This is a genomic window from Streptomyces sp. NPDC048479 (assembly GCF_040651435.1).
Taxonomy (GTDB): Bacteria; Actinomycetota; Actinomycetes; order Streptomycetales; family Streptomycetaceae; genus Streptomyces.
In genome coordinates this window covers 105,986-118,161 of sequence record NZ_JBEZKA010000016.1, presented here as the reverse complement: position 1 = coordinate 118,161, position 12,176 = coordinate 105,986, and the positions used below count along the sequence as shown (strand labels likewise).

Here is a 12,176-nt window from a genome sequence, read left to right as displayed (position 1 = left end):
GGGGGTGGGACGACACAGCCGCAAAGGCGCCGCGCCCAAGGGCTCCGACTCCGGAAGCAGCGCCGGTATACCCGGCCCCGGAGTATCCGGCACCGGCGAGTGGGAAGCCGTGGGTTCGAGCCCCGGCAGTGGACGGCGCAGACGCAACGCCGCGCCGGGTCCTGAACAGCATGGCTCCTCCGGCTATGGCATGCCGCAGGCCCGCGGTGGACACCCCGAGCAGCATGAAGCGGGCGGTGGCTGGGGTGTACCGCCGCAGGGGTACGGGGACCGGCAGGGCGGCGGCCGGCAGCGGGTGCAGACGCCGGTGCCGCCGCCGCGGACGACCGCCTCGGGAGCGGCCCGGATACCGGGCCCGCGACGGGAGTTCGTCGAGGCCTTCGAGCAGCCCCGGCCCGCAACCGGCCAGGAGCCCGACCCGTACGCCTCCGTCACCGAATGGGGCGACGAGCCGGATCAGGCCACCGAAGCCGCGACCGAAGCGAGCGAGGAGAAGCCGGCCAGGGGTGGCAAGGGGCGCGCCTTCACCGGCATCGCGGCCGCCGCGGTGACCACGGTGCTCGCGGTCGTCGTGGCCGGCCACGTCGCCTCGGACGGTCCGGAGAAGCCGAGCGCACAGGCCGCGGGCAAGGACCGTGCGGGGGCGGAGAGCCCGGCATCCCGCTCGAACGGTCGGCAGGCGCCGCCCGACGGCGCGGTGAAACCCGCGGTCCCTGCCGCGTACGCGCAACTGATGGCCGCCCGGTTCCCGATCAACCCCAAACTGACGGCGACGGGTGACTTCGAGGCGGTGCCCGGCTTCGACAAGGCGCCGGGCAGGGGCCGCAAGATCCGCTACCGGGTGGATATCGAAAAGGGCCTCGGTCTGGACGGCGCGCTGTTCGCCAAGGCGGTCCAGCAGACCCTGAACGACGACCGGAGCTGGGCGCACGGCGGGGCGATGACCTTCGAGCGGATCTCGTCGGGGGAGCCGGAATTCGTGATCACGCTCGCCAGTCCCGGGACCACGGCGACCTGGTGCGCCAAATCCGATCTGGACACGAGCGTCGACAACGTCAGTTGTGATTCGGCGTCGACCGACCGCGTGATGATCAATGCGTACCGGTGGGCTCAGGGCTCGGCGACATACGGCGACGAGGCGATGTTCACCTACCGGCAGATGCTCATCAACCATGAGGTCGGGCACCGGCTCGGGCACGGTCATGTGAACTGCCGCACGCCGGGCGCGCTCGCGCCTGTCATGCAGCAGCAGACCAAGTCCCTCGACATCGACGGGATCAAGTGCCGGCCCAACCCCTGGGTGCATCCAGGCGGTTGAGCCCCAGAGTGCGAGACGGGCGTCTCGCATCCGGCCCGCGCCACCGCACGTCAAGGAGCTGGCCGCAGACTTACACTCCGTAACTGCAGCGCCCCGTAGCGCGACTGAACGCTACCGGGGTGGGAAAGTTACGTGCATTCACCCCTTCTGGTGGCGTGATGGACAACCGTCCGTCGCGTCACCGGCGTATCCGCTTACCGTCGTCCCGCTGTGAGCCGCCGGACCAACGGCGGCCGCCCACAAGGGAGATCGGGGGTGCGCTGGTGCGGATCGGACTGCTTACGGACGGTGGTTATCCATATGCGACGGGTGAGTCCAGGCTGTGGTGCGACCGGCTTGTGCGCGGGCTCGCGCAGCACGAGTTCGACGTCTACGCGCTGAGCCGCAGCGCCCAGCAGGAGGACCACGGCTGGATCCAGCTCCCGCCGCAGGTGCAGCGGGTGCGCACGGCTCCGCTGTGGGCGCCCGAGGACGACGGACATACGTACGGACGGCACGAACGACGTCGCTTCGTCGGCCATTTCAAGGAGCTCGCCACCGCCGTCTGCACGGAGGGCGAGGGCCAGGGCGAAGGCTTCGCCGACGCGCTGTACGGACTCGCCGAACTGGCGCGTGAACGCGGCGGGCTCTACGCCGCACTTCGCTCCGAACTTGCCGTGCGTGTCCTCGAATCCGCCTGCCGTGCCCCCGGCACGCGCCGCACCGTGCACGCCGCCACCGTCCCCGACTACCTCGCCTTCGTCGACCAGTTGGAGCGCGCTCTGCGCCCGCTCTCGCTCGACTGGTACGGCGCTGACTGCCTCGGTGCGGTCGACCTGTGCCATGCCGCGTCCGGCGGCTCCGCCGCCCTGCCCGGCCTGCTGGCCAAACGCTTCTTCGGCGTCCCACTGCTGGTCACCGAGTACGGCGTACAACTGCGCGCGCACTACCTCGCGGCGAGGGACGGCGAGCTGACCGCGCCCGTACGGGCCCTGCTCGCGGCCTTCCAGGGCCGGCTGGCCGCCGAGGTGTACCGGCAGGCGTCCGTCATCACGCCCGGCAATACGCATGCACGCCGCTGGCAGGAGAAGTGCGGCGCCGACCGCGCCAAGTTGCGGACCGTCTACCCCGGCATGGAGGTGGACCGCTTCGCGGCGGTCGGGGAATCGGTGGGGGAGGCTGCGGGGGAGGGCGACGGCAGCAGCGACCCGCACACCCTCGTCTGGGTCGGCCGGATCGAGCCCGCCAAGGACCTCATCGCACTGCTGCATGCCTTCGCGGAAGTGCGCAAGCAGGAGCCGCAGGCGCGGTTGCGGCTCTTCGGCGCGCCGGTGCAGGGGCCGGAGGCCAGGACCTATCTCGCCCACTGCAAGGCGCTGGCCGCCCAGCTCTTCCCCGACGAGGCGGCCGACGCGCACGCCGTCGGCGACAACCCGGTCTCCTTCGAGGAGATCGGCGGACCCGAGGCGCCCGAGCTGGCCGACGCGTACGCCTCCGGCGGAGTCGTCGTCCTGTCCAGTGTCGTCGAGGGCTTCCCGATCAGCCTGGTCGAGGCGATGTTCTGCGGCCGCGCGACGGTCTCCACGGACGTCGGCGCGGTCGTCGAAGTCATCGGCGGTACAGGGCTTGTGGTGCCCCCGCGCAATCCGCGGGCCCTGGCGGAAGCCTGCCTCGCGCTACTGCGCGACCCCGAGCGCCGTGAACGGCTCGGCGCGGCCGCCCGGGCCCGTGCGCTCGAGCTCTTCACGATCGAGCAGAACCTGACGGCATTTCGCGGCATTTACCTGGAGCTGATCTCGCACTCCCCGGTACAGCGGGAGGCGGTGAACGCGGACGGTGAGCCGCTGCCCTTCGCCCGTCCCGCCGAGGCGTATGTGCCATGTCACTGGACGGGCGGGGGCACCGCATCGGGCGCCCGAACCCCCCGCTGGGCGGACCGGCCGCGGCTCGTCGGCGCGCTGACAACCGCGAAGGAGGCCCGCGCATGAGTACGTCCCGAAGTACGTCCCGCAGTACGCCACCCGGTACGTCCCGCAGTGCGTTCCGTACCGCCGCGAGCGCAGCCGCCGACGAACGCGGATCACCCGTCGGTGCGAGCGGCTGGGACACCCACTCGGCGGCCCACTCGGACACCCAGCCGGAGGCCCTGCTCGCCGAGGTCCGGGCGGACGGGCCCGCGAAGACGCGCAAGCCCGCTGCCCGCCGCGGCCCCGCCGACCCCGTCAAGGCGCTCATGCACCGCCACCGCGAGCTGTGCGAACGGGCCGTCGACCCCCTGGAGATCGCCGCCGGTCTAGAGGCGCACGGCGTCACCGACCGGACCGCCGCCCGCTTCCGCCACCGGGACGTCTTCTCGCTCGCCGAGGAGCTGTACGCGCGCGTACCGCGCGGAGGGGAATCGACACAGGCCGCCGAACGACCGGCGCGCGCCGCCGGTCCGAGCGCCGGACGAGGGCCCGGCCGCGCCGGACACGCACTCCTCACGCTGCTGCCGGGTGCCGTCTGCGCCCTCGCCGTCGCCATGCAGTCCATGGAGCCCATAGAGGTTGCGGAAGGCACGGTCCGGCTCGCGGCAGGGGCAGTGGGCGTGTCCGGAGTCGCCGTCGCCCTCGCGCTCTGCCTGCGCCGCGGACCGCTGCGCGTCCAGGGACGCACCGTCCCCGCCGTACGCCTGTGGACACTCTGGCTGCTCGTGTACGCGGTGTACGGCGAAGGGGTGCAGGCCCAGCTCATCGGCGGCGGTCCCGACGCTTCCTGGCCCATGGCGCCGGCCCCGCTCGTCGGACTCGCACTCGCCGTCGCCCCCGCGGCCTGGTGCGCGCGCCTCTTCTCCGTACAGGCGCGGCGCAGGCTCGACGGCAGCCGCGGACTCGAGGAGTTCGCCTCCGGCGCGCGTCCGCTGCTCCTCGGCGTCGTCGCGCTGTACGTCTGCGCCCTCACCACGCTCCTCGTGCTCACCGGCCTCGTCCTCCCTCACAAGGCCCTCGTCCCCGCCGTCGCCCTCGGCACCCTGCTCTTCCTCGCGCGACTGCTCATCGTCCACGGCTTCCCCGATTCCGCCGCCGCCGGACTCGCCGCCGCCTGCGCCGTCGAAGTCGCCGCCCCCGCCCTCCTGCTGGCCGGACGCCTCCCTGGCTGCGGCTTCCTGGCGAGCCCGGTCGAGGCGGCAGTCGGAGCCTGGGGCAGCGGAGCCGTACCCGCTCTCGCCTGCGGCGCCGCCGCCCTCGGCCTGCTGGCCCACGCCACCGCGGCGCTGTCCAGGGCCTCGGCGCACAGCGTCTGAACCTGCTGCGGGGCCGACACCGCGTGCGTACCCGACACCGCGTGCGTACCCGATTCCTGCGCCCAGTACTGCATCGACAGCAACATCCCTAAGGAGAAAGCGACATGACCCCCCTACCCCCAGCCCCGGCCCGTCGGCACCGAGGGGCGGCCGCGCGATGAGGGTGCTACTGCTCGGTGCCAATGGATTCCTCGGCCGCTTCGTCGCCGACCGGCTGCTCGCCGACCCGGCCGTGCACCTCACGGCCCTCGGGCGCGGCGACGACGCCGACGTACGCTTCGACCTCGCCGGCGGGAGCCCGGGCGCGCTCACCCGCTTCCTCGGCGCCGTCCACCCCGGGGTCGTCGTCAACTGCGCCGGCGCCACCCGCGGCGGCGCCCGCGAACTGACCCGCCACAACACCGTTGCCGTCGCCACCGTCTGCGAGGCCCTGCGCCGCAGTGGCTGCGGCGCCCGGCTCGTTCAGCTCGGCTGCGCCTCCGAGTACGGGCCGTCCCAGCAGGGATCGTCGACGGCGGAGGACGCGATCCCGCGTCCCGGCGGCCCGTACGGAGTGAGCAAGCTCGCCGCCACCGAGCTGGTGCTCGGGGCCGGCCTGGACGCCGTCGTACTCCGCGTCTTCTCGCCCATCGGCCCCGGTACCCCGGCAGGATCCCCGCTCGGCCGCCTCGCCGAGGCGATGCGCCGCGCCATGCAGTCCGGCGACGGCGAGCTGAAGCTCAGCGGCCTCGGCGTGCAGCGCGACTTCGTCGACGTACGGGACGTGGCGCGCGCCGTGCACGCCGCCTCGCTCTCCGCCGCGCAGGGCGTGGTCAACATCGGTACGGGACGCGCCGTACGGCTGAGGGACGCGGCCGCCGTCCTCGCCCGGGTCGCCGGCTACGCCGGTGGACTGCACGAGCTGGACGCGCCGTCGGGCCGGCCTTCCATCGGCGCCCCGCGTACCGAATCCGTACTGGACCACCTGTCCGTGCCCCCGGCGCCGTACCCCGACGGCTGTGGCAGCTGGCAGCAGGCGGATGTGCGCACCGCCCGCGACCGGCTCGGCTGGCGCCCCCGTATCAACCTGGAAGAGTCCCTCGCCGACATCTGGATGGAGGCGGCATGCCGCATCTGACCAGCACGGGCGCCCAGCCCTCGACGACCGCAGCGAGGGAGGTCCCCCCGGACGAAGTCTGGGGGAGGCTCGGCTTCGGCATCCCCGGCTACGCCCACCCGCTGCTCGCCCCCGTCGAATGGGCCGGACTGACCCGGCCGGGAACGCCGTTGCACTGGGTGGTCCTCAATGTCGACGACGGCCCCGGCGACCGTCCCGACCCGCACTGTCTGGAGGCCGCGGGCAGGCTGCGCAACGCGGGCGTACGCGTCCTCGGCCATCTCGACCTGGCACACGGCTCGCGATCATTCGGCGATCTCGTCTCCGACGCGCACCGCTTTCTCGAGTGGTACCAGGTCGACGGCTTCCTGCTGGACCGCTGCCCGACGGACCGTGCAGACCTGCACGAGGTGCGGCGTACGACGGCGACGCTGGAGGCGGTCCTCGACGGCGGGCATCTGGTGCTCGGGCACGGCTCGCACCCGTATCCCGGCTACGCGGAGGTCGCCGACCAGCTGGTCACCTTCTCCGGGCCATGGACCGACTACCGCTGGTCGCAGGTGGCGGAGTGGACGGCGGACCACCCGCCCGAGCGCTTTGTGCACTTCGTCCACGGTGTGCCACGGACCCACCTGGAGGAGGCCACGCGTATCGCCCGCTGGCAGGGCGCCGGAACGATCTTCTTCACCGACCGTTCCGGCGGCAAGGGCCGAAGCGAACATAAGGGAGCATTCGAGGCGCTGCCCGGCTACTGGGACGAAATCGTCTCGCGGATCGGACCGGGTGTCTCGGAATGAGAGGGGGCGTGGCAGTGTTACGGAGAGAACCACCGTACTGACTTACCGACCAACGGAGTCTCCGTGTCGCTGCCACCCCTGGTCGAGCCAGCTGCTGAGCTCACCGTCGACGAGGTCCGCAGGTACTCCCGCCACCTGATCATCCCCGATGTCGGGATGGACGGGCAGAAGCGGCTGAAGAACGCCAAGGTGCTCGCCGTCGGCGCGGGCGGTCTGGGCTCGCCTGCCCTCATGTACCTGGCCGCCGCCGGCGTCGGCACGCTCGGCATCGTGGAGTTCGACGAGGTCGACGAGTCGAACCTGCAGCGCCAGATCATCCACAGCCAGGCCGACATCGGCCGCTCCAAGGCCGAGTCCGCCAGGGACTCGGTGCTCGGCATCAACCCGTACGTGAATGTGATCCTCCACGAAGAGCGGCTCGAGGCCGAGAACGTGATGGAGATCTTCAGCCAGTACGACCTGATCGTCGACGGCACGGACAACTTCGCGACCCGCTATCTGGTCAATGACGCGTGCGTGCTGCTGAACAAGCCGTACGTCTGGGGCTCGATCTACCGCTTCGACGGCCAGGCCTCCGTCTTCTGGTCCGAGCACGGGCCCTGCTACCGCTGCCTCTACCCGGAGCCCCCGCCGCCGGGCATGGTCCCGAGCTGCGCCGAGGGCGGTGTGCTCGGTGTGCTCTGCGCGTCCATCGGCTCCATCCAGGTCACCGAGGCGATCAAGGTCCTGACCGGGGTCGGCGACCCGCTGGTCGGCCGGCTGATGATCTACGACGCCCTGGAGATGCAGTACCGCCAGGTCAAGGTCCGCAAGGACCCGGACTGCGCGGTCTGCGGCGAGAACGCCACCGTCACCGAGCTCATCGACTACGAGGCCTTCTGCGGCGTCGTGTCCGAGGAGGCCCAGGAGGCGGCGCTCGGTTCGACGATCACTCCCAAGCAGCTCAAGGAGTGGATCGACGACGGCGAGAACATCGACATCATCGATGTCCGTGAGGTCAACGAGTACGAGATCGTCTCGATCCCCGGCGCCAGGCTGATCCCGAAGAACGAGTTCCTGATGGGCACCGCCCTCCAGGACCTTCCGCAGGACAAGCGCATCGTCCTGCACTGCAAGACGGGTGTCCGCAGTGCGGAGGTCCTCGCGGTGCTCAAGTCCGCGGGCTTCGCGGACGCGGTGCACGTCGGCGGCGGCGTCATCGGCTGGGTCAACCAGATCGAGCCGGACAAGCCGATCTATTAATCAGCCCTCCGGCTGACCAGCAAGGCGGAAGAAGCCCACGGCTCTGACCAGGTCAGGTGCCGTGGGCTTCTGTCGTTGTTGGTCGGCGTCGGGCGCCCTCGCACGGCCCAGAGACGGCCCGGACTTCGCGCAGGGCCGTCATCGGTTTCACGGGACTCGATGTCGCCCCGCCTGAGAACGGCGTGTGCTGCCGCCCTGCCCGCGACGCGCGCAGGTCGGGTGAACCAGCAGCAGTCGTGCCGCTTCCCGACCGAGTTTCAGGAATTGCGGGCCACGACCTTGCCGCCCGGGTCGGCGGTCTTGCGCTCCTGCATGTGGGCGTAGCCCATGAGGCCGATGAGGACCGCGAGGAGCACGGCAGATGAGCCCATCGTGCCGAGGTCGAGACCGCCCTTGGCGATGGGCTTGGTGAGGAAGTCGCCCGCGGTAGCCCCGAGCGGGCGGGTGAGCACGAAAGCGACCCAGAACAGCAGGACGTTCGGTACGACCGGTACGCGCATGAGGGCGAGGAGTACCACGAGCAGTCCCGAGACGAGGAGAGCGCCCCCCAGGTAGCCGAGCCCGGAACTGTCGGACAGGAAGTCACCCATGGACGTGCCGAGCGTGTTCGACACGAGAATCGCCGCCCAGAACAGGGCCTCGCCGCGAAACGTTGTGATGTCCCGGATGACGAACGTCATCCCGGTGAACTTCCATACGGCGAAGATCGAGATCAGGATCGAGATCAGGATCGCGGCGCCCACCGGGTAACCCAGTCCCAGGCCCTGCGGGCCCCAGCCCAGCGAGGTGGCCCCGTTGGAGAGGAATTTGGCACTGGCGTCACGGTTCATGAAGTCGGACATCGTGGTGCCGGCCATGCTGGTGGCCAGGATGACGGTCCAGTAGAAGAAGGGGTTGTACCGCTTGGAGTTGAGCTGGACGACCAGGGTGACCACGAAGATCAGGAACAGTGCGATCGTGGTCAAGAAGTAGCCCAGCTTGAGGGTCTGGGCGAAGAGGTCGCCGGCTGTCTCGCCGAGGGTCGTCGCGGCGATCTTCATGATCCAGAAGGCCAGGGTTACCTCTGGCAGCTTCTTCATGACGTATTTGTCGGCGCTGGCGACGTCCAGGTCGGTCAGCACTTCTGACTTGTCCATGTTCGTTGCTCCCAGTTGGTACATCGACGTCACGCTGTCTCTGAGCACGACCTCGAGTGGGGGGTGAGCGGATTTGTGAGTGATCGGGAACGCCGCATCCTTTGCGACGGCGAGGTGGGCGGGTTCGGGTGTGCTCTTGGTCCCTCGTCATACGGAAAACGAAGGTGACGCGTTCGGCACGCGCCATGAAGCGGGGATGGTCTTTACCTTCAGCGTCTCGGAACCCGACCGGCCGGATGCGTCGCGACACGGTGCCGGACAGGCTCACCGCACAGGCAGGGGAGGGCTGACAGGCTGACCCGGACCGGAAACGTCACCGCGTATTCTCCGCAGCCACCCGCAGCCACCCGCAGCCACCCGCAGCCACCCGCAGCCACCCGCAGCCACCCGCAGCCACCCGCAGAAACACGGTGACAGCCGGACAGCGCCGGACCAATCCCCCGACCGGCGCGGGGGCGGTCCGGCGCTTACGCGTCCGCTGCGCCCGCCCCGCTAGGGTGCCCCTGACCAGCAAAAAGGCCCTCCCGTGCGTGCCGATGACGAGTGGACGGATTCCTTTGCCGCTTGGCGGGCCAAGTGGGTACGCCGCAGCGGGCGCCGCTTCAAGACCCGCGGACTTCGCTGACATGGAGGGGGGCAGGGAGGATGCAGGTCTTCGGAGGCTCCTTCGGTCCTAGACGTCTGCAGAGGTCACGGACTCGTGGTCGACCGGTTAGCGATCACTCGTCCACGGATAGTCCACGGACCGTCTTTACGGCAAGTCGGTGATGCGCTCTGGGACTCTCCAGAGGACAACTGAGACGGCAGCAGCTTTGGAGGGCTACTCGCCGAGCCGAGGGTCAATCGGATCATCGCTGGCGACATCATCTGGTTTCTTGACACCGAGCTGCCGTCGGCCTGCAACGAAGAGTCTGCGCATTGCTTCGCGAAGTCGCTCCTCGGGGGTGGCGTTCGCGTAGTATGCAGCCAATTCGTCCTCTCCGCCTTCGTGGACGTTTCTAACCCACCAGGCGTGGTGTTCTACTTCCCTAGCCGCTTGCTGTTCCCGGCTACCAAGTATGCGTATCTGCTGTACTACGGATCGAAGCCTTGCGTGTTGTTCATCGACCTTCTTTTGGTGTTCCTCCCTATCTTGAGTCCGGTTGTATCGGCGTACCAGGTGCACCAACTGACGTGCTGCCGACGCGCATTGATTACATAAACCATAGAGTGGCAGATCCCATCGCACTTCAAGGGCGTGGCGTTCCCTCTTTCGTTCGATCAAGTATGTCGGAATGAGACCCACCGCGGCACCAATTATCAGCAGGACCACACTGGTTGTGATCGCTGAAGTCTCCATACAGAAACCATATCCTCGCGCCTCTGGACAGTTCTTGAAGTTGATGGAGTTTGGTGTATATGAGGCCCATGGGGCCCTCAGGGCATGATGCCGAACTGACCAGGACGTGTGAGTGCGCTTCCGTGCAGATGCCGGCGGAGGAGTCCAATGACTCAAGTCAGCAACCCGGCTGGGCGGTTACCTGGGCCTCCTCGACTGGTCAAGGTGCCCTGCCGCTGCCGGCGGTCAGTTGGGGCGTGCCTGTCGTACTCGACTGCACAGCAGGCGATCTGCCCATCGCCTTAGGAGCGAGGCGGGGCGAGTGGTGCCCTGATCTGTGGCGTGTTGCCCTCGGGGAGCAGCGGCTGACGCCCGCAGCTGTCCGTATGCCCGCGCTGGTCTACGCACTCCGGTGACGGCCTCGCTCAAGCGCGGCTCAGCCGGTGGCACAGGGCGACTCGCAGCAACGTCAGAGGGGCCCTCACCGACTCGGTAAGGGCCCTCTGGCCTGTTGCTTAGCCGGTCGCGGTGGTTGCTGTACTTCGCTGCTGTACAGCAGCATCCGCATCAGCAGTGCCGACGTCCCCAGCTCCAACGCTGCGATGAGGTTCCGCTCCCAGTGGGCGACCTACACCACCAACGCAGTAAGGAGGATGGCGAGTGTGACCTCCGCACACGATCTCGGGCAAACGCGGGCGCATACGTCACTTGTTGCGGAAAATATGCAACAGATTGGACAATGCCGCGCGGAGCCGTTGATTCTTCTGCTTGAGGAGGCGTGCCTCCTCCTCATCCAAATCACCGGACCGCAGTGTGTGGGCGCGCTGTTCCATATATGCAGCAGGGTCAGCTCGAAACTCCCTCATTCGAGGGTCAGCTTCTAAAGCGATGCCGCTCCAAACGCCTGCAGGTGTGGCCATAGTCGAATCCCCCCAGGACTCAGCGTCGCGCGCTCCCTCGTCACCGTGACTGGCCATAGGGCTCCGTCCTTGACCCCGAGGTGAGCGCTCGTCATCATCGGTCAACGAAACCTGTCACTGCGTGATCGATGCCGCAGCCTCCGGGCAGCCTTGCAGCCGCAAACGGATGAAGCGACGATCACGCACGTCGAGACTGGCTGCGCCAACGTGTGCCAGCTCGACACACTAGCCGAGAAATACCCGAAGAGCCCGGCGGTGAAACAGATTTCGCCCACTTGGGCTACTCTCCGTGTATCGTTCGTGACTCTGGTGGCCCGGCGTTTCGCCGGGGGAGGGGGGTTGCAAGTGGGTAAGGGCCTGATAGCTGCTGGCGTGTTGGCGGCCTTGGCGTATGTCGCTCAGATGGTCATCGGTCTAGGCATGGCCAGCTGGTTGTTCTGGACGATCACTAGCGTCGGGGCGATAGCTACGCTGACAACTGTTTGGCTGGCTAACCGGCGCGTAGTCACGGCCCATCAGGCCGCCGAGGCCGCGACTAAGAATCAACGTAGGGCGTTCGAAGACGTCCTGGTTCCGCTGGCGCTCAACCTGGACCAAATCGTCTCCAGCTCCGACAGTATCGAAAGGCGCGGACTCAAACAGCAGACCAAGTTGGCCATCGTCGCCCTCACCGCCAACTTGATCGGTCCGTCAGATGCGCGATCGTGCTTCTTGGAAGAAACCCCCAACATGCCGCCGGGGGCGCGTGAGATCAAGTGTCAAAATAACTTATGGTCTGGCCGAAATGTCGCGCCAGTAACCACCTTCAGGGAGTCCGATCTTCGGGGCAGAGAGCTGCTGAAGTCCCTCGATGAGGGAACAAGCCAGTTTGTCCCCGATGTTGATCAGCTGCCTGCGGTCCGGAAGCCCGACAGCGACACATACAAGACATACATCACCTGCCCGGTCACGGCAGGTGACAGGGGATTCGGGCTCCTGACGGTCGATTGCCTCAGGCCGGGTGACCTTCACCAGGACGACGTCACGATGGTCGAGGTCTTCGCCAAGATGTTGGGCGTGGCACTCGCCGTGAGGCGTTAGTGTCCTG

Annotated in this window: 9 protein-coding genes; 7 read left to right on the top strand and 2 right to left on the bottom strand. The window is 68.4% G+C overall.

The window, feature by feature from the left end:
- Positions 1-4: 4 nt before the first annotated feature.
- The 6 genes from AB0D12_RS24435 (at position 5) to moeZ (ending at position 7,715) form a co-directional block, all read left to right on the top strand.
- A complete protein-coding gene (locus AB0D12_RS24435) occupies positions 5-1,318 on the top strand; it encodes a DUF3152 domain-containing protein (RefSeq protein ID WP_362686622.1) in 1,314 nt (437 codons plus the stop codon).
- Positions 1,319-1,581: 263 nt separating this feature from the next.
- Positions 1,582-3,285 carry a DUF3492 domain-containing protein gene (locus tag AB0D12_RS24430; RefSeq protein ID WP_362686619.1) on the top strand — a complete coding sequence of 568 codons (1,704 nt, stop codon included), beginning with the start codon at positions 1,582-1,584 and terminating at the stop codon, positions 3,283-3,285.
- Positions 3,282-4,580, top strand: a complete 1,299-nt coding sequence (locus tag AB0D12_RS24425) for a hypothetical protein (protein WP_362686616.1) — start codon at positions 3,282-3,284, stop codon at positions 4,578-4,580. The genes AB0D12_RS24430 and AB0D12_RS24425 overlap by 4 nt, the downstream gene beginning before the upstream one ends.
- A 157-nt stretch (positions 4,581-4,737) precedes the next feature.
- A complete protein-coding gene (locus AB0D12_RS24420; RefSeq protein ID WP_362686613.1) occupies positions 4,738-5,697 on the top strand; it encodes an NAD-dependent epimerase/dehydratase family protein in 960 nt (319 codons plus the stop codon).
- The gene (locus AB0D12_RS24415) at positions 5,685-6,473 is read left to right on the top strand and encodes a spherulation-specific family 4 protein (RefSeq protein ID WP_362686610.1); all 789 of its coding nucleotides are present in this window, start codon (positions 5,685-5,687) and stop codon (positions 6,471-6,473) included. Before AB0D12_RS24420 ends, AB0D12_RS24415 begins: the two co-directional genes overlap by 13 nt.
- 63 nt (positions 6,474-6,536) lie before the next feature.
- Positions 6,537-7,715: an adenylyltransferase/sulfurtransferase MoeZ gene (gene moeZ / locus AB0D12_RS24410; RefSeq protein ID WP_362686607.1), complete on the top strand. Its 1,179-nt coding sequence runs from the start codon at positions 6,537-6,539 to the stop codon at positions 7,713-7,715.
- A 257-nt stretch (positions 7,716-7,972) separates the two neighbouring features.
- Here the strand turns inward: moeZ and AB0D12_RS24405 are convergent, their stop codons facing one another.
- Positions 7,973-8,851, bottom strand: a complete 879-nt coding sequence (locus AB0D12_RS24405; protein ID WP_362686604.1) for a hypothetical protein — start codon at positions 8,849-8,851, stop codon at positions 7,973-7,975.
- Positions 8,852-9,671: 820 nt separating this feature from the next.
- Positions 9,672-10,190, bottom strand: coding sequence for a hypothetical protein (locus AB0D12_RS24400; RefSeq protein ID WP_362686601.1), 519 nt, complete (start codon positions 10,188-10,190; stop codon positions 9,672-9,674).
- Positions 10,191-11,239: 1,049 nt separating this feature from the next.
- Between AB0D12_RS24400 and AB0D12_RS24395 the strand changes: the two genes are divergently transcribed.
- Positions 11,240-12,169 (top strand): GAF domain-containing protein, encoded by a 930-nt coding sequence (locus AB0D12_RS24395; protein ID WP_362686598.1) that lies wholly within the window; start codon positions 11,240-11,242, stop codon positions 12,167-12,169.
- The last annotated feature ends 7 nt before the right edge of the window (positions 12,170-12,176 follow it).